Genomic DNA, 18,032 nt, shown 5'->3' on the forward strand with positions numbered 1-18,032 from the left:
GCCATGCGACTGACCGGGGGAACGTCCGCACGGCTTGGTGCAAGCTGGGACGGCAGGGGCACCAATTTTGCGCTGTTCTCGGCCAATGCCGAGAAGGTCGAGCTGTGCCTGTTCGACGGCCAGGGCCGCCGCGAGCTCGAGCGGATCGAGCTGCCGGAGCGCACCGAGGACGTCTGGCACTGCTATCTCAACGACGTCTCGCCGGGCCAGCTCTACGGCTATCGCGTCTACGGCCCCTACGCGCCGGAGCGCGGCCATCGCTTCAACCCGAACAAGCTGCTGCTCGATCCCTATGCCAAGCGGCTCGCCGGCCGGCTGGTGTGGAGCGACGCGCATTTCGGCTACCGTACCGGCAGCGCACGCGAGGATCTCTCCTTCGACCGGCGCGACAACGCCCGCGGCATGCCGAAAGCGGTGGTCGTCGACGAGAGCTTCAACTGGGGCCGACGCGAGATTCGGCCGCAGATTCCGTGGGAGGACACCATTATCTACGAGGCGCACGTCAAGGGCCTGACCCAGAAGCGCGAGGACGTGCCGCCGAACCTGCGCGGCACCTATGGCGGGCTGTCGTCGCCCGCGATGATCAGCCACCTCAAGCGGCTCGGCGTCACCACCGTCGAGTTATTGCCGATCCACGGCCTGGTCGACGACCGCATCCTGGTCGAGAAGAAGCTGTCGAACTACTGGGGCTACAACACCATCGCATTCTTCGCACCGGAGGCGCGCTACGCCCAGGACAATGCGCTCGACTCCTTCCGTACCACGGTGGCGCGGCTGCACGACGCCGGCATCGAGGTGATGCTCGACGTCGTCTACAACCACACCGCCGAGGGCAACCATATGGGCCCGACGCTGTGCTTCCGCGGCATCGACAACGCCTCCTACTACTGGCTGAACCGCGAGAATCCGCGCTTCTACGACGACTTCACCGGCTGCGGCAGCTCGGTCAACCTCACCCATCCGCGCGTGCTGCAGATGGTGATGGACTCGCTGCGCTACTGGGTCGAGGTCTGCCATGTCGACGGCTTCCGCTTCGATCTCGCCACCACGCTGGCGCGCGGGGCGAACGGCTTCGATCGCGGCCATGCATTCCTCACCGCGGTGCGCCAGGACCCGGTGCTGGCCAATGTGAAGATGGTCGCCGAGCCCTGGGATCTCGGCCTCGGCGGCTACCAGGTCGGCGCGTTTCCCTCGCAATGGTCGGAATGGAACGACCGCTACCGCAGCGCGATGCGGCGCTACTGGAGCGGCGAAGGCAATCTGACCGGCGAAATCTCGAGCCGGATGACCGCCTCGTCCGACCTGTTTCATCACGACAATCGCGCGACCCGCGCCAGCATCAACCATATCACGGTGCACGACGGTTTCACGCTGGCCGATCTGTTCAGCTACAACCAGAAGCACAATGAGGCCAATGGCGAGGACAATCGCGACGGCTCCAACGACAATCACAGCAACAATTGCGGCCATGAGGGACCGACCGACGATCCCGCCATCGTCGCGCTGCGCCGCCAGTTGCGGAAGAACGCGCTCGCCTGCCTGTTGCTGGCGCAGGGCACGCCGCTGATCCTCGCCGGCGACGAGGTCGCCAACACCCAGGGCGGCAACAACAACGCCTATTGCCAGGACAACGAGACCGGCTGGATCGGCTGGGAGAACCTCGGCACCGACGACGACGCCATCGATTTCGTCGCCCACCTCACCGCGCTGCGCCGGCGCTTCGGCCAGATTCACTGCCAGCGCTGGCTCGACGGCCGCCGCACCGACGGCAGCTATGGCGTGCTGTGGCTGACGCCGTCGGCGGAGGAGATGAAGGAATCCGACTGGAAGTTCCCGGAGAGCAGGTTTCTGGCCTATGTTCTGGGGCCGGTGGAACCAGGCCAGGCGCCGATCTTTATCGTGCTGAATGCCGCACCGCAGGAGATCGCGTTCAAGATGCCGAAAATGCCCGAATATAGGAGCTGGCAGCAGGTGCTGAACACGACCGAGACGGTGCAGACGTCTGGGCAATTCGCTTCCGCCGCCGAGACCAAGGCCCCGCCGCGCTCGGTGCTGGCCTTTGCGGGCGCCGCATGAATGCGCAGCATTTCGGACCGGAGCTGACTGCCGACGGAGCGCGCTTCCGGCTGTGGGCGCCGGCGGCCAAGAGGGTCGACCTGCTGCTCGACAAGCCGCATACGCGAAGTCGCGATGCGCATGCGCTGACGCGTGATGCGGCCGGATGGTACGTCGCCGAGATTCCCGGTGCGCGCGCCGGCACCCGTTACAAATTTCGCATCGATGACGAGGTCGATGTCCCCGATCCGGCCGCCGCTTTCCAGCCGGACGACGTGTTCGGCCCCAGCGAGGTGATCGACCACTCCGCGTTCAAGTGGCGCGCGACGGAGTGGCGCGGGCGGCCCTGGCATGAGGCCGTCGTGCTCGAGGCGCATGTCGGCACCTTCACGCCGGAAGGCACCTATCGCGCCATGATCGACAAGCTCGATCATCTGGTGGCGACCGGCATCACCGCGCTGGAGCTGATGCCGCTCGCGGACTTCGCCGGCAAGCGCAACTGGGGCTATGACGGCGTGCTGTGGTATGCGCCGGACAGCGCCTATGGCCGCCCCGACGACCTCAAGACCCTGATCGACGAAGCCCATCTGCGCGGGCTGATGGTGATGCTCGACGTGGTCTACAACCATTTCGGCCCCGACGGGAATTACCTCGGCCGCTACGCGCCGTCCTTCTTCACCGACGCGCAGACACCATGGGGCAGCGCGATCGATTACCGCGTACCGGAAGTGCGCGCCTTTGCAATCGGCAGCGTGCTGAGCTGGCTGCGCGATTATCGCTTCGACGGGCTGCGCTTCGATGCGGTGAACATGATCGTCGAGGCCGGCGACGTCGCCGTGGTGCATGACTTCAGCAAGGCAGCGGGACGTCTCGCCACCGAGACCGGCCGGCACATCAACCTCGTGCTTGAGAACGGCGACAACCTCGCAAGACTGCTCGACGCCTCGGAGGAGCCGCCGCAGGGCAAGTTCCGCGGCCAATGGAACGACGACTATCACCACGTCTGGCACGTGTCGCTGACCGGCGAGACGCAGGGCTATTACGGCGACTATCAGCGCGCGCCGAAGCAGGACCTCGTCCGCGCACTGTCATCCGGCTATGTCTACCAGGGCGAGGTCTCGGCATTCTGGGGCAACAAGCCTCGCGGCGAGCCGAGCGGCGCGCTGTCGCCGACCTGCTTCATCAACTTCCTGCAAAACCACGACCAGATCGGCAACCGCCCGCTCGGCGACCGGCTCGTCAGCATCGCCAAGCCGGAAGCGGTCGAAGCCGCGCTCGCGGTCACCCTGCTCGCGCCGACGATACCGATGCTGTTCATGGGCGAGGAATGGAGCGCGACCGAGCCCTTTCCATTCTTCTGCGATTTCAAGGGCGACCTCGCCGATGCCGTGCGCAAGGGACGGCGCCAGGAATTCGCCTGGGCCTACGCCAAATATGGCGACGAGATTCCCGATCCGCTCGACAAGACGACCATGCAATCCGCCGTGCTGGACTGGACAGCGCTTGGCCGCGATCCCGGCCGGGGGCGGCTGGCGCTGGTCCGCGACCTGCTCACAGTTCGTCGGCGCGAGATCATGCCACGGCTGGCAGGAGCGCGTTTCGGCGATGCCATCGTCGCCGACGATCTGCTGACCGCTCACTGGCAAATGGGCGACGGCAGCACGCTGCGGCTCACGGCCAACCTGTCGGACCGCGCGATCTCGGACGCGCCGGAGCCGAAGGGAACTGCGATCTGGGGCGGCGCGTTGTCGGGGCACCTCCCCGCCTGGGCCGTGCGCTGGAACATCGGATAGAATGATGCCTCTCGCGATCCCGATCGCGACCTACCGCCTGCAACTGACTGCCGATTTCGACTTCGATGCTGCCGCCGCCGTGGCGCCGTATCTGAAGGCGCTCGGCATCAGCCACGTCTATGCCTCGCCCTTCACCAAGGCCCGCAAGGGCTCGACGCATGGCTACGACGTCGTCGACCATACCAAGTTCAATCCCGAGCTCGGCGGCGAGGAAGGCTTTTCCCGTTTCAGCGAAGCGCTGAAGCGTAATGATCTCGGCCTGATCCTGGATTTCGTACCGAACCATGTCGGCGTGCACTTTGCCGACAATCCGTGGTGGCTCGACATGCTGGAATGGGGACCGGCCTCGCCGCATGCCGCCTCCTTCGACATCGACTGGGACCAGCTGCCCTATCGGGCCCGCGGCGGCGTGCTGCTGCCGATCCTCGGCGCATCGTACGGCCAGGCGCTCGAGCGCGGCGAAATCGAGCTGCGTTACGACGAGGGCGAAGGCAGTTTTTCGGCCTGGTATTACGAGCATCGGCTGCCGATCGCGCCGGAACGCTATGGCGAGGTGCTGCGGACCATCGTCCGCGAGGCCGTTGCGGAGGACAGCGCCGCCGGCCGCGCCATGCTCGCGCTGGCCGCACGCTATCGCGGGCTGCGCCATCCGAACCGTGCCGAGGCGCCGGCCTTCAAGGCGGAGCTGCGCGCGATCGCCGGCGGTTCCGACATCATCGCGCGCGGGCTCGACGCCTATCGCGCCGGCGAGGATCGCCCCAGTCAGACGCTGGCGCTGCATCATCTCTTGGAGCGCCAGCACTACAAGCTCGGCCACTGGCGGCTCGCCTCCAGCGACATCAACTACCGCCGCTTCTTCGACATCAACACGCTGGCGGGCCTGCGCGTCGAGGACGCCGCCACCTTCGAGGCCAGCCACAGCCTGGTGAAGCGGCTGATCGCGGAGGACCGGCTGCAGGGCCTGCGGCTCGACCACATCGACGGCCTGCGCGATCCCGCGCAATATTTCCACCGGCTGCGCCGCCTGATCCGCTCCGCGCAAGGGGCCAAGGCGCGGCCGTTCTACATGGTGATCGAGAAGATCCTCGGCGAGGACGAGAAGCTGCCGGCGTTCAGCGGTGTCCATGGCACCACCGGCTATGAATGGATGAACGCGATCAGCCAGGTGCTGGTCGACGGTGCCGGCCTCGATCCGCTCGGCGAGGTGTGGCGGCAGATCAGCAGCCAGTCGCCGGCGCTGGCGCCGGTGCTGCGCGAAGCCAAGCGCCGAGTGCTGGAGACGCTGCTGACGAGCGAGTTCACCGTGCTGGCGCGCCTCCTGGCGCGCATCGCCAACGGCCACTACTCGACCCGCGACTTCTCGGCCGACAGCCTGCGCCAGGCGCTCGAACTCTACGTGCTGCATTTCCCGGTCTACCGCACCTATCTCACCTCCTCCACACCGAGCACGCACGACCGCGCGCTGATCGATCAGACCATCGCACGCGCCCGCGCCGACTGGTTCGCCGCCGATGACGGCATTTTCGACTTCCTGCGTGATGCCCTGACCATGGACCTGCTCAAGCCCGGGCGTCCGCCGCATAGCGCGCCGCGCGTGCGCCGATTTGCGCTGAAGGTGCAGCAGTTCACCGGACCGATGATGGCAAAGTCGCTGGAGGACACCACCTTCTACCGCTATCACCGCCTGCTGGCGCTGAGCGAGGTCGGCGGCGATCCGGCGGCGAACGCGCTGCCCGCCGATCGCTTCCACGCGATGATGAAAGCCCGCGCGCGCGACTGGCCGCACGGCATGACCTCGACCGCGACCCACGACACCAAGCGTGGCGAGGACGCCCGCACCCGCATCATGGCGCTGGCGGAAATCCCCGGCGAATGGACCAGCGCGGTGGCGCGCTGGAAGGTGCTGAATGCGCCGCATCTCGTGCTCGACGGCGAGCTGCGCGCGCCGTCGGCGACGTTCGAATACATGCTGTATCAGGCCCTGCTCGGCGCCTGGGAGCCTGACGACAAGGACTTCGTTGCACGCATCCAGGCCTACGCGCTGAAGGCGGCGCGCGAGGGCAAGCAGGAGACCAGCTGGCTCAACCCGCACGAGTCCTATGAAGCCGGCGTCAAAATCTTCATTGCGCGCATCCTCGACCGCGCCACCTCGCCCGAATTCATCGACTCGCTGCAGACGCTGGCGCAGCGCACCGCGCTGCTCGGCGCGCTGAATTCGCTGAGCCAGATCACGCTGAAGGCGACCATGCCGGGCGTGCCGGATTTCTATCAGGGCACCGAACTGTGGGATTTCTCGCTGGTCGACCCCGACAATCGCCGTCCGGTCGATTTCGCCGGACGTGCCGCGGCGCTGGCAGCGCTCGAGACGCTGGATTGGGATGCCCTGGCGCAGGACTGGCGCGACGGCCGGTTGAAATTCGCCTGGACGCGGCATCTCTTGCGGCTGCGCAACGAGATGAGCGATGTGTTCACCAGCGGCGTCTACGAGCCGCTTGCGGTGAGCGGGCCGCACCGCGACCACGTCATCGCCTTCGCGCGGCGCCACGGCCGCGACGCGGCCATCGTCGCGGTGGCACGATTCCTTGCTCCGTTCACACAGGGCGGGCGCGCATGGCCGCGGCCCGAGGCGTTCGAGGGAACAATCGAGTTGCCGGGATATGTGATGTCGGACGGTAAGGACAGGATTGAGCTCTCCGCGCTGTTCGAGCATCTGCCGGTCGCGGTGCTGAAAGCAAAGGCCCGCGCAACGGCGAAGCGACCAGCAAAGCGGAGCCGCGCGCTGGACCGTGCCTGATCAACGCTTGGTCAGCAGCAGCTGCCCGCGCTTCTGGATCGCGGCCTGCGCGGCCTCGGCGAAGCCCTGCAGCAGCCAAGGCAGCGTCACCTCGACACGGACGAAGGCGTCCTCGACATCGACATGTCCGGCCGCCACCTGCCCCAGCGCACGGACCCGAAAGTCCATCCGGTTGTCGTTCCAGAGCTCCTCGTCGACGCTGACCACCGGCAGACTGGCCGTCGCGCGCGACAGGCCAGTCTTGAGGCGACGCATCGCCTCGTCGCGGCCGAGGCTGTGCGGGATCGAAACAATAAGTGGCGCGGACATCGCACAAAACTCCTGCTTGGATTTGCCAGATGTAGTTCCGTTCCAAGCCAAACGGAAGAACCAGGCAGTTTATCGCGCCGCCAAATCCGGAACCTTCGCAGTGGCGGGATGTTTTCTTTCCCGAAGGGCAGAAATGAGACAGGCCCGCGGGCTGAGGAGACCTCGAGATGTCAATTGGAACGATCATTCTCATCATTCTGGTTATCGCGCTGCTCGGCGGCTTCAGCGGCATCGGCGGCGGACCATTCTACGGCACCGGCTATTATGGCGGCGGCGGATTGGGTCTCGTCATCGTGATCCTGCTGATTCTGCTGCTGATGGGCAGGATCTAGACACCCGAATCCATTGGGTGGGCAAAGACGCGAAGCGCCCACCCGCAAAGCCCCGCCGCGGCGTTGGATACCCCGCTTTCGCGGGGTATGACGAGGCGGGGAGCGCCACCCGCCTCACGCAATCACGACACCGCTGCCAGCTTCTTCATCGCCGCCTTGATCGACGCAGCGGCATCCTCATAGCCGTCCCACGCCTTGCTCTTCGCCAGCAGCGCCGGCACGGTGCGCACGGTGTACTTCTTCGGATCGAGATCGCCGCGCACCTGCGTCCAGGTCAGCGGCATCGACACGGTGGCACCGGAACGCGCGCGCGGCGACAGCGCGGCAACCGCGGTCGACATCCGGTCGTTGCGCAGATAGTCGAGGAAGATCTTTCCCCGGCGCTTGGCCTTCGACATGTTGATCAGATAGCGCTCGGGGTCGTCCTGCTCCATCCACTGGCAAACGGCCTGCGCGAACGCCTTGGCTTCCTTCCACGTCACCTTGTCCCTTGCGCCCGATAGCAGCGGCGTCACGACGTGAAGGCCCTTGCCACCAGTGGTCTTGCAGAAGCTTTCCAAACCGACCGCGGTGAGCCGCTGGCGCATCTCCTTGGCGGCCTCGATCACGTCGGCGAAGGCAACGTCGGGCGCCGGGTCGAGATCGAACACCAGCCGGCCCGGCGTGTCGTAGGCATCGGGTGCACAATTCCAGGGATGCAGCTCGAGCCCGCCGAGCTGCGCGACCGCCGCCAGGCCCTCGACCTGATCGATCTGCAGATAGGGTTTGCGGTCGCCCGAGACCTTTGCAAGCTTCAGCAGCTTTGACGTGCCGGCCATCGCGTGGCGCTGGAAGAAGGTCTCGCCCTTGATGCCGTCGGGCGCGCGCACGATCGAGCATGGCCGGCCCTTGAGGTAGCCGATCATCCATTCCCCAACCGCCTCGAAATAGTTCCCAAGGTCGAGCTTGGTCACCGCCGCGCCGTCGCCGGCATCGGGCCACAGCGCCTTGTCGGGATGCGAGATGACGACCCCCATCACCTCGCTGGATGCCTTTCCCGCGCCCTTCCTTGCCGCGCTCGTCTTTGCGATGCCCTTGGCCATCGGCCTCACCACCCTGGTTGCGACCGGCGTCTCGGCCTCCACCTCGCGCGCCGGCTTGTCCTGACGCAGACCCTTGAACGCGGCCTGGCGGATGTTGCCGGCGCCGGTCCAGCCGCCGAACTCGATCTCGGCGACCAGCTCCGGTTTCAGCCAGTGCACGTCGCGGGTCTTCTTCGGCGGGTTCTTGCCGCCGAACGGGCTTTTGTCCGCCGCCGCCGCCTTCAGCGCCGGCATGATGCGGCGGACGGTATCGGCGCCGAAGCCGGTGCCGACGATACCGACAAAGGCAAGATGATCGCCGCGATAGACGCCCGCCATCAGCGAGCGGAATTTGCCGCCAGTGGTCTTCCAGCCGCCGATCACCACTTCATGCCCGGCGCGGATCTTTGCTTTCGTCCAGTCGTCGGAGCGGCCCGCGCGATAGGCGCCGTCGAGCCGCTTCGAGACGATGCCTTCGAGCTTGAGCTTGCGCGCGGACGCCAGCACGGCGTCGCCGCTGTCCTCGAAATGCTCGACATAGCGGATCAGGAAGTTCTTGCCCTTGCGCGCCTCGAGCAGCTGTTTCAGCCGCGCCTTGCGCTCGCGCAGCGGCAGCGGCCGCAGATCGTTGGTGCCCTCGAACAGCAGATCGAACGCGTAGAAGATCAGGCTGTCGGTCTTGCCGTCCGACAGCGCGGCCTGCAGGGTCGAAAAATGCGGCGTGCCGTTCTTGTCGAGCGCGACGATCTCGCCGTCGATCAGGACGTCCGGCAGGCTGCTCGCCTCTTTCGCGATCGCGGCGAACTTGCCGGTCCAGTCGAGGCCCTTGCGGGTCTTGAGCACGGCATCGCCGTCTTCGACACGCAGCTGCACGCGGTAGCCGTCGAACTTGATCTCGTGGCACCAGCCTGCGGCATTGGGCGGGCTCTCGACCGCAGTGCAGAGTTGCGGTGAGACGAAGTCAGGCATCTCCGAGACGTGCTTCGGCTTCGCTGCCGGGCGCGCCTTAAGCTGCGCTTTGGGCGACGGTGCCTTCATCTTTGCGCGCGCGTCGGCGGCCATGCCATGGTTGGATTGCCAGACCGCGTCGGCTTTCGCCTTGCCGTTGCCCTTGGCGAGCATGAACGGCTTCGGTGCCTTCCCCTTGCCGGCTGCGATCTGTTGCATCGAGCGGCCGGACGCGACCGAACGGTCTTCCCCGAGGATGTCCTCGCCGTGGCCATCGACGGCGTATTCGTCGCGGTGCTTGATCAGCAGCCAGTTGGTGCGCTTGCCGCCGTTGCGGTCGTTCCGCATCCGCACCAGCACCCAGCTGCCGTGCAGCTTCTCGCCCTCCAGCGTGAATTTCAGGTCGCCCTTCTTGAAGCCACGCTCGGGATCGTCTGATACCCAGAAGCCGCGATCCCACAGCTGCACTGTGCCGCCGCCATATTGCCCCTCGGGAATCGTGCCCTCGAAATCGCCGTAGTCGAGCGGGTGATCCTCCACCTCGACCGCCAGCCGCTTGTCGTGCGGATCGAGCGAGGGCCCGCGCGTCACCGCCCATGACTTGAAGACGCCGTCGAACTCGAGCCGCAAATCGTAATGCAACCGGGTCGCATCGTGCTTCTGAATGACAAAACGCCGCTGCTCCGCCGGCGCGACCTTGACCTCGCCCGACGGCTCGCTGGTCTTCTCGAAATCGCGCTTCTTACGATAGGTAGACAGGTTTCTCAGCGGCACGTCATCCTCGGCACAAACGACGGCCGCCGCCCGCGCGGCCATTCAGGAACCAAAACCCACGGTATCCGTTCAAGTTCCAAACTCAAGCTGTTTGGAGACGATCATGGCCGCTCCCCGCGCCTACTGGAAAGGCACGCTCAAACTCTCGCTGGTGTCGTGCCCGGTGGCGCTCTATCCGGCCTCGACCGCGGTCGAGAAGACCCGCTTCCACATGATCAACCGCGAGACCGGCAACCGGCTGAAGCAGCAGATGGTCGATGCCGAGACCGGCGACATCGTCGAGGGCGACCAGAAGGGCCGCGGCTATGAGGTCAGCAAGGGCAAATATGTCGAGATCGAGAAGGACGAGCTCGAGGCCGTGCAGATCGAGAGCAACCACACCATCGACATCGATTCCTTCGTGCCCGAGGGCGAGATCGACAAGCGCTATCTCGACCATCCCTATTACATCCGGCCCGACGGCAAGGCCGGCACCGACGCCTTCGCCGTGATCCGCGACGCCATGAAGGACCAGGACCGCGTCGCGCTGGCCCGCATCGTCCTGACCAACCGTGAGCACGTGATCGCGATCGAGCCGCTCGACAAGGGCCTGCTCGGCACCACGCTTCGGTATCCCTACGAATTGCGCGATGCCGACGATTATTTCGACGACATCAAGAGCCCGAAAGTGACGAAAGACATGATCGAACTCGCCGGCCACATCCTCGATAGCAAGGCCGCGCATTTCGATCCGTCCAAGTTCAAGGACGAGTACGAGACCGCGCTCAAGGCGCTGGTCCGCCGCAAGGCCGCCGGCAAGCCGATCAAGGCTGCCGAGCGCGAGGAGAAGCCGAGCAACGTGGTCAACCTGATGGACGCGCTGAAGCAGAGCCTGAAGGGCGGCCGGGGTGGCGCGCGGCGTTCAGGCTCCACCGCACGCCGCCAGACGGCGCACCGCCGTCCGGCAAAGAAGGCTCACCGGTCGAGCGCGCGGCGGCGAAAAGCGGGGTGACACAAGGTCGTCCGCCATGGCCGGGCTTGATCCCCGGCCATCCACCTGTTTCCCTGCGCCGGCACGAAGACGTGGATGCCCGGGTCAAGCCCGGGCATGACGAGTGGGGTATGTGGAGGCTTACCGCTTCTTCGAACTCTTGCGCTTCTTCGACGTCTTCCGCTTCTTCGACGCCTTCTTCGACTTCTTCGGCACCTTCCTGCCCTTGGCGCGGGCCTCCGACAGGCCGATGGCGATCGCCTGCTTGCGGCTCTTCACCTTCTTCTTGGAGCGGCCGCTGCGCAGGGTGCCGGCCTTGCGCTTCTTCATCGCACGCCCGACGTCGCCTGATGCCTTCCGCGAATACTTTCTTGCCATAGTTTCCTCTCCCGGTAAGGAAAACTAATCCTTGCCGGGAATGAAGGTTCCAGTACGACCGTTGCCCGCATGAGCCGACGGGTCGCGCGAACGCAAGCCCCGCCGCGATCTACGTGACAAACCCGGATGTCGCTTCGCTCATCGGGCTACATGCTGCGCACAGCCAAAACCTGGAAAACAACCCCATGCAAAGGAGCTGGGGGCAGCGGTGGCGGACCAGACCGCTTGACATGTCGGGCAACTCAGGGGTAATATTCTAATATTCCGAACTAATGCAGACAATCCGCCAGGCCTCAAGCCTGAGCAAGCCACAAGACCGCGCCTAGTCCGCTGCGCGCAGGCGGTAGCCGATGCCGGTCTCAGTCAGCACGAATTGCGGGCGCTCGGGATCGGCCTCGATCTTCTGGCGGAGCTGGCGCACATAGACGCGCAGATATTGCGCGTCGGTCAGTTCGTCCCACAGCTCCTTCAGCAGGAAGCGATGGGTCAGCACCTTGCCGGCGTGTTGCACCAGCACACGCAGCAAGTCGTATTCCTTCGGCGACAGCTTGATGTCCTTGTCGCCGACCTTGACGATCCGCCGGACCAGATCGACCGAGAGATCGCCGGAGCGGAACACCGGCCGCTCGCCCTGCACCTGCAGCTGGTGCCGCAGCGCAGCGCGCAGTCGCGCCAAAAGTTCGTCCATGCCGAACGGTTTTGTCAGATAGTCGTCGGCGCCGAGGTCGAGCGCCTGCACCTTGCCGGCCTCGTCGCCGCGGCTCGACAGCACCACGATCGGGACGCTCTCGTTGCGGCCGCGGATCATGCGCAGGAGATCGTGGCCCTGGATGTCGGGCAGGCCGAGATCGAGGATGATCAGCGCCGGCCCTTCGGCCAGCATCTCCAGCGCGATCTTGCCGCTGGAGGCCTCGAGGATGTCGTAGCCCTGCGTGCTCAACCCCATCCGCAGCAGCTTGCGGATCGGCGGCTCGTCGTCGATGACCAGGACCTTGATGGGTGTCGCATTCATGCAGCAGTGTCCAGCGCGTTGGTGTCGGCCGTGACCGGCAGCCGGATGGTGATGACGGCGCCTCTGCGGTCGGAGCGGTTGGCCGCCGAGATCGTGCCGCGCATCGCCTCGATGAAGCCGCGCGAGATCGCAAGGCCGAGGCCGGTGCCGGGACGGACATGATCGCCCTTCTCGGCGCGATAGAACTTGTCGAACACGCTGTCCAGGTCGGCCAGCGGAATGCCGTTGCCCTCATCCATGATCTGCAGTGTGACGGCGTCGCGATCACGGGCACTGCGGATCGAGATCGTGGTGTCGGGCGGCGCGTATTTCGCGGCATTATCGAGCAGGTTGAACAGCACCTGCTCGAACAGAACGGCGTCGAGCTCGAGCATCGGCAGGTCGGCGGCGAGATCCAGCGACACCTTGTGATGAACCAGAATCTTGGCGGCGCGGCGCAGCGCGCTGCCGACGATCTCGCTGACATCGTGCGGCGCGGTGTTGGGCACGATCGCGCCGGATTCCAGCTTGGTCATGTCGAGCAGATTGGCGATGAAGCGATTCAATCGTTCCGATTCGTCGATCACGGTGGCGAGCAGCTCGCGCTTCTGCGCATCGGTCAGGTTGGCGCCGAGATCGCGCAAGGTCGAGGCCGAGCCGAGCACCGAGGCGAGCGGCGTCTTGAGATCGTGCGAGATCGAGGTCAAGAGCGCGCCGCGCAGCCGGTCGGACTCCACCGTGCGCTTGACGTGGTCCATGTCCTCGACCAGCAGCACGCGCTCGATCGCGAGCGCGCCCTGATCGACCAGCGCATCGAGCAGCCGGCGCTGGTCCGGCGTCAACAGCGGCCCGGTGCGGTCGTCGTCGATGCCGATCACGCCGATCAGGCCGCGGCCGGTGCGCATCGGCAGGAACAGCCGCTTGCCCCCTGGCAAGGTGTCCGAGCCGCGGCCGGCGGGCCGGTCGTTGCCCCAGGCCCAGTTGGCGGCGGCGAGATCGGCCTGGTCGAGCTGGTCTTCCGGCGGATAGCCGCTCTTGACGGTCAGCATCCCGTCCTCCGGCAGCAACAGCACCACCCGCACCTTGAGCATCAGGGCGATCTGATAGGCGGTCGCCCACAGCACGTCGTCCAGCGTCGCGGTGCCGGCAAGCTTGCGGCTGAACGCATAGAGCGATTCGGTGGTGCGGACGCGGCCGATCGCGGTATCGGCCTGGGTGCGCACCCGCGCCGCGATGTTGGAGACCAAAAGCGCGATCAGCATGAAGAAAAAGAACGCCGCGACATTGGTCGGATCGGTGATGGTGAAGGTATAGACCGGCGGCAGGAAGAAGAAGTTGTAGCACAGCGAGGCGGCGACGCTGGACAGCAGTGACGGCCCCAGGCCGTAACGCGCCGCTGCGACGACCACCGCGGTGAGGAACACGAGGTCGACGTTCTCGATGCCGAAGAATGGCTGAATCAGTTTTGCGGCGCCGAGCCCGACCGCAGCAAACAGCAGCGCCATCAGATAGGGCCGCGAATTGAACGGCTCCTGCCGCTGCGCGGTCTGCACCCCGGCCTTGCCGACCGGCTGCTCGTCGCCCGCGATCACGTTGACGCTGATATTGCCGGCGCGCCGCACCAGGTCGTGCACCACCGAGCCGTGCCGCAGCTCGAACCAGCGCGAGCGGGTCGACTTGCCGATGATGATCTGGGTGACGTTATTGGCTTGCGCGAAATTGATAACGTCGTCGGCGATGCGCCGGCCGACGCCGGGAATGGTCAGCGCCTCGCCGCCGAGCGCTTCAGCGAGCCGCATGGTGTCGGCAAGGCGGTCGCGCTGCTCGTCGCTGAGCTGCAGGCTGCGCCGCGTCTCGATACTGAGGGCGGTCCATTGCGCATGCAGCCGGTCGGCCAGCCGCTTGGTGTAACGGACGAGGCCGGCCGCGCGCGGGTCCTCGCTGACGCAGACCAGAATGCGCTCGCCCGCCGCCCAGGGGCCGGCGATCGCATTGGCCTGCATGTGATTGAGCAGTTGCTCGTCGACCCGCTCGGCGGTCCGGCGCAGCGCCAGCTCGCGCAGCGCGGTCAGATTGCCGGGCGAGAAATAGTGCTCCAGAGCCCGCTCGGCGTGGCGGGGTACATAGACCTTGCCTTCCCTCAGCCGCTGGATCAGATCGTCGGGCGTGAGGTCGATCAGCTCGATGGCGTCGGCGCGATCGATCACCGAATCCGGTACGGTTTCGCGCACCCGCACATGGGTGATCTGCGCGACTACGTCGTTGAGGCTCTCGATGTGCTGGATGTTGATCGCGGTGTAGACGTCGATGCCGTTCGACAGCAATTCCTCGACGTCGAGATAGCGCTTGGGGTGCCGGCTGCCCGGCGCGTTGGTATGGGCGAGCTCGTCGACCAGCGCAAGCTGCGGACGCCGCGCGATCAGGGCGTCGAGGTCCATCTCCTCGAGGGTCTGGTCGCGATAGTTGAGCCGCTTGCGCGGCACCACTTCGAGGCCCTTCACCAACGCCTCGGTCTCCGCCCGGCCGTGGGTCTCGACGACGCCGATCACGACGCCCACGCCCGCCTTGAGGCGGGCGTGGGCGCTTTGCAGCATCTCGTAAGTCTTGCCGACCCCGGGAGCGGCGCCGATGAAAATCTTCAGCCGTCCCGAACGGTCGGTCTCCCGGCGCGCTGCCTCGAGCAGCGCATCCGGCGAGGGTCGTTTTTCAGGGTCGCGGCGCTGACTGGCCATACCGCAATATAATCATCCTGCGAGAGGCGGCCTACTCCCCTATTTCGTGTTCGCCGCATCCAGCGCCAGGTTGAGCGCAAGAACGTTGACGCGTGGCTCGCCGAGCACGCCGGCGAAGCGGCCCTTGGTGTTCTCGGTCACCAACTGGCGGACGGCGTCCTCCGACATGCTGCGCGCCCTGGCGACCCGCGGCACCTGGAACAGCGCGGCCCCCGGCGAGATATCGGGATCGAGCCCGCTGGCGGAGGTGGTGACCAGATCGACCGGCACCGGCGCGTTCGGGTTCTCGGCCTTCAGTTTCTCGACATCGCCCTTGAGGCGGTCGGCCAGCGCCTTGCTGGTCGGGCCGAGGTTGGAGCCGCCCGAATTGGCCGCGTTGTAGGGCGCCGGCACGGTCTTGGTGGAATCGTTCGGATCCGGCGCCAGCGTCGCCGACGGCCGGCCGTGGAAGTACTTGTCCTCCTTGAACTCCTGTCCGATCAGGGCGGAGCCGATCACCTTGCCGTCCTTCTCGATCAGGCTGCCCTGCGCCTGCCGCGGGAAGATGACACCGGCGATGCCGGTGGTGGCGAGCGGATAGGCCAGGCCCGTGATCGCAGTCAGCAGGACCAGGACCAGGATGGCGGGACGGATTTCTTTCAACATGACAGGTCTCCGAAATATTCTTCGTCATTGCGAGGAGCGAAGCGACGAAGCAATCCATGCTTCAGCACGTGGAGAAATGGATTGCTTCGCTACGCTCACAATGACGGTTGCACGCGGTTAAGCCAGGCCCAGGGCGGCGACGGCGAGGTCGATCGCCTTGATGCCGATGAACGGAATGATGATGCCGCCGAGGCCGTAGATCATCAGGTTGCGGCCGAGCAGCGCACCGGCCCCGATCGCGCGATACCTGACGCCCTTCAGCGCCAGCGGGATCAGCGCGATGATGATCAGCGCGTTGAAGATGATTGCCGACAGGATCGCGCTCTGCGGGCTGGCGAGATGCATCACGTTCAGCACCCCGAGCTGCGGATAGAACGCGAGGAACATCGCCGGGATGATCGCGAAATACTTGGCGACGTCGTTGGCGATCGAGAACGTGGTCAGTGCGCCGCGGGTCATCAGCAGCTGCTTGCCGATCTCGACCACCTCGATCAGCTTGGTCGGGTTGGAATCGAGGTCGACCATGTTGCCGGCCTCGCGGGCGGCCTGGGTGCCGGTGTTCATGGCGACGCCGACATCGGCCTGGGCGAGCGCCGGCGCGTCGTTGGTGCCGTCGCCGCACATCGCCACCAGCTTGCCCTTGGCCTGCTCGTCGCGGATCAGCTTGAGCTTGTCCTCGGGGGTGGCCTGCGCCAGGAAGTCGTCGACGCCGGCTTCCGCGGCGATTGCGGCCGCGGTCATCGGGTTGTCGCCGGTGATCATCACGGTGCGGATGCCCATGCGGCGCAGCTCGGCAAAGCGCTCGCGGATGCCGCCCTTGACGACGTCCTTGAGGTGCACGACGCCGAGCAGCTTGCCGTCCTTGGCCACGGCGAGCGGCGTGCCGCCGGCCTTGGCGATTTCGTCGGCGATCGCCTGGATCTCGCGTGCCTCCGGGCTGGTATTGGTCGCGACCGAGCGAACCGTGTTGCCCGAGGCGACGGTGCGGGACCCTCCGCCCTCGACATGGCTGAGGATCGCATCCACCGCGCCCTTGCGCACTGACGAGGTGCCGGCATCGATGCCGCTCATGCGGGTCTGCGCGGTGAACGGCACGAAGGTCGCCGCGAGCTCGTGCATGTCGCGGCCGCGCAGGCCGTATTTCTCCTTGGCCAGCACAACGATCGAACGGCCTTCCGGCGTCTCGTCGGCCAGCGAGGCGAGCTGGGCGGCGTCCGCCAGCTCCTGCTCGGTGACGCCGCGGATCGGCCGGAACGCGGTCGCCTGGCGATTGCCCAGGGTAATGGTGCCGGTCTTGTCAAGCAGCAGCGTGTCGACGTCGCCGGCGGCTTCCACCGCGCGGCCGGACATCGCCAGCACGTTGAAGCGCACCAGGCGGTCCATGCCGGCGATGCCGATCGCCGACAGCAGCGCGCCGATCGTGGTCGGGATCAGCGTGACGAACAGCGCCACCAGCAACACGACCGAGATCGAGCCGCCGGCGTATGCCGCGTAGCTCGGGATCGTCACCGTCGCGAACACGAAGATGATGGTGAGGCCGGCGAGCAGGATGTTGAGCGCGATCTCGTTCGGCGTTTTCTGCCGCTCGGCGCCCTCCACCAGCTTGATCATGCGGTCGATGAAGGTCGAGCCCTGCGCTGCAGTGATGCGCACCCGGATCCAGTCCGACAGCACTTGCGTGCCGCCGGTGACCGCCGAACGGTCACCGCCGGATTCGCGGATCACCGGCGCGGACTCGCCGGTGATGGCGGCCTCGTTGACCGAGGCGACGCCCTCGATCACCTCGCCGTCGGACGGGATGTTGTCGCCGGCCTCGACGAGGACGATGTCGCCGACCTTCAGCGACGTGCCCGGCACCATCCGGTAGGTCCGGTCGGTGCCGGTGAGCAGCTTGGCCTGGCTTTCGGTACGGGTCTTCCTCAGCGACTCCGCCTGTGCCTTGCCGCGGCCCTCGGCGACGGCTTCGGCGAAATTGGCGAACAGCACCGTGAACCAGAGCCAGAGGATGATCTGGAAGGTGAAGCCGAGGCTCGCACCGCCGGTGACGAGATCGCGAACGAAAATCACTGTGGTCAACGCGGCCACCACCTCGACGACGAACATCACGGGGTTCTTCGCCATCAGCCGCGGGTCGAGCTTGACGACCGCCGATTTGATCGCAGGCACCAGGATCTTCGGGTCGAGCATGGTCGACACCGTCACCTGCTTCTGCAGTTTCATGGTTTCCATGGATGTCACTCCGGACAAATT

Annotated in this window: 12 protein-coding genes; 5 read left to right on the plus strand and 7 right to left on the minus strand. The window is 66.0% G+C overall.

Translation table 11 applies throughout. The features are described from left to right. Positions 1-3: 3 nt before the first annotated feature. Genes glgX through treY form a run of 3 tightly spaced genes read left to right on the plus strand, consistent with a single transcriptional unit; the run spans position 4 to position 6,642 of the window. Positions 4-2,076: a glycogen debranching protein GlgX gene (gene glgX, locus J6500_RS25285; protein WP_225715411.1), complete on the plus strand. Its 2,073-nt coding sequence runs from the start codon at positions 4-6 to the stop codon at positions 2,074-2,076. Beyond that, entirely contained in the window at positions 2,073-3,848 is a 1,776-nt protein-coding gene (treZ, locus tag J6500_RS25290) for a malto-oligosyltrehalose trehalohydrolase (protein ID WP_225715412.1), read from the plus strand. Before glgX ends, treZ begins: the two co-directional genes overlap by 4 nt. Positions 3,849-3,852: 4 nt before the next feature. Next, positions 3,853-6,642: a malto-oligosyltrehalose synthase gene (gene treY / locus J6500_RS25295; RefSeq protein WP_225715413.1), complete on the plus strand. Its 2,790-nt coding sequence runs from the start codon at positions 3,853-3,855 to the stop codon at positions 6,640-6,642. On the opposite strand, the gene J6500_RS25300 is transcribed toward treY, so the two are convergent. After that, the gene (locus J6500_RS25300; protein WP_225715414.1) at positions 6,643-6,951 is read right to left on the minus strand and encodes a polyhydroxyalkanoic acid system family protein; all 309 of its coding nucleotides are present in this window, start codon (positions 6,949-6,951) and stop codon (positions 6,643-6,645) included. It abuts the gene before it with no gap. Positions 6,952-7,118: 167 nt separating this feature from the next. Between J6500_RS25300 and J6500_RS25305 the strand changes: the two genes are divergently transcribed. Continuing rightward, positions 7,119-7,283, plus strand: coding sequence for a DUF3309 family protein (locus tag J6500_RS25305; protein ID WP_018318514.1), 165 nt, complete (start codon positions 7,119-7,121; stop codon positions 7,281-7,283). 122 nt (positions 7,284-7,405) lie between these two features. Here J6500_RS25305 and ligD read toward each other — a convergent pair whose 3' ends face one another. Continuing rightward, a complete protein-coding gene (gene ligD, locus J6500_RS25310) occupies positions 7,406-10,066 on the minus strand; it encodes a DNA ligase D (RefSeq protein ID WP_376707857.1) in 2,661 nt (886 codons plus the stop codon). Positions 10,067-10,169: 103 nt separating this feature from the next. Here ligD and ku point away from each other — a divergent pair, with 103 nt between their 5' ends. Continuing rightward, entirely contained in the window at positions 10,170-11,057 is an 888-nt protein-coding gene (ku, locus tag J6500_RS25315; RefSeq protein ID WP_225715416.1) for a non-homologous end joining protein Ku, read from the plus strand. Positions 11,058-11,177: 120 nt separating this feature from the next. Here ku and J6500_RS25320 read toward each other — a convergent pair whose 3' ends face one another. From J6500_RS25320 to kdpB, 5 genes are all read right to left on the minus strand, one after another. Beyond that, positions 11,178-11,414 (minus strand): DUF6496 domain-containing protein, encoded by a 237-nt coding sequence (locus J6500_RS25320; RefSeq protein ID WP_225715417.1) that lies wholly within the window; start codon positions 11,412-11,414, stop codon positions 11,178-11,180. 322 nt (positions 11,415-11,736) lie between these two features. Further along, the gene (locus J6500_RS25325) at positions 11,737-12,426 is read right to left on the minus strand and encodes a response regulator (RefSeq protein WP_225715418.1); all 690 of its coding nucleotides are present in this window, start codon (positions 12,424-12,426) and stop codon (positions 11,737-11,739) included. After that, positions 12,423-15,137, minus strand: a complete 2,715-nt coding sequence (locus tag J6500_RS25330) for a DUF4118 domain-containing protein (protein WP_225715419.1) — start codon at positions 15,135-15,137, stop codon at positions 12,423-12,425. The genes J6500_RS25325 and J6500_RS25330 overlap by 4 nt, the downstream gene beginning before the upstream one ends. Positions 15,138-15,176: 39 nt before the next feature. Then, entirely contained in the window at positions 15,177-15,782 is a 606-nt protein-coding gene (locus tag J6500_RS25335) for a K(+)-transporting ATPase subunit C (protein ID WP_225715420.1), read from the minus strand. A 117-nt stretch (positions 15,783-15,899) separates the two neighbouring features. Further along, the gene (kdpB, locus tag J6500_RS25340; protein ID WP_225715421.1) at positions 15,900-18,011 is read right to left on the minus strand and encodes a potassium-transporting ATPase subunit KdpB; all 2,112 of its coding nucleotides are present in this window, start codon (positions 18,009-18,011) and stop codon (positions 15,900-15,902) included. Positions 18,012-18,032 lie beyond the last annotated feature (21 nt).

Source organism: Bradyrhizobium semiaridum (genome assembly GCF_020329505.1).
In the GTDB taxonomy this organism is placed as follows: Bacteria; Pseudomonadota; Alphaproteobacteria; order Rhizobiales; family Xanthobacteraceae; genus Bradyrhizobium; species Bradyrhizobium semiaridum.

Excerpts from the sequence above, each read along its gene's own strand:
- glgX (WP_225715411.1), top strand. The coding sequence starts at position 4 with ATGCGACTGACCGGGGGAACGTCCGCACGGCTTGGTGCAAGCTGGGAC.
- treZ (WP_225715412.1), top strand. The coding sequence starts at position 2,073 with ATGAATGCGCAGCATTTCGGACCGGAGCTGACTGCCGACGGAGCGCGC.
- treY (WP_225715413.1), top strand. The coding sequence starts at position 3,853 with ATGCCTCTCGCGATCCCGATCGCGACCTACCGCCTGCAACTGACTGCC.
- J6500_RS25300 (WP_225715414.1), bottom strand. The coding sequence starts at position 6,951 with ATGTCCGCGCCACTTATTGTTTCGATCCCGCACAGCCTCGGCCGCGAC.
- J6500_RS25305 (WP_018318514.1), top strand. The coding sequence starts at position 7,119 with ATGTCAATTGGAACGATCATTCTCATCATTCTGGTTATCGCGCTGCTC.
- ku (WP_225715416.1), top strand. The coding sequence starts at position 10,170 with ATGGCCGCTCCCCGCGCCTACTGGAAAGGCACGCTCAAACTCTCGCTG.
- J6500_RS25320 (WP_225715417.1), bottom strand. The coding sequence starts at position 11,414 with ATGGCAAGAAAGTATTCGCGGAAGGCATCAGGCGACGTCGGGCGTGCG.
- J6500_RS25325 (WP_225715418.1), bottom strand. The coding sequence starts at position 12,426 with ATGAATGCGACACCCATCAAGGTCCTGGTCATCGACGACGAGCCGCCG.
- J6500_RS25330 (WP_225715419.1), bottom strand. The coding sequence starts at position 15,137 with ATGGCCAGTCAGCGCCGCGACCCTGAAAAACGACCCTCGCCGGATGCG.
- J6500_RS25335 (WP_225715420.1), bottom strand. The coding sequence starts at position 15,782 with ATGTTGAAAGAAATCCGTCCCGCCATCCTGGTCCTGGTCCTGCTGACT.
- kdpB (WP_225715421.1), bottom strand. The coding sequence starts at position 18,011 with ATGGAAACCATGAAACTGCAGAAGCAGGTGACGGTGTCGACCATGCTC.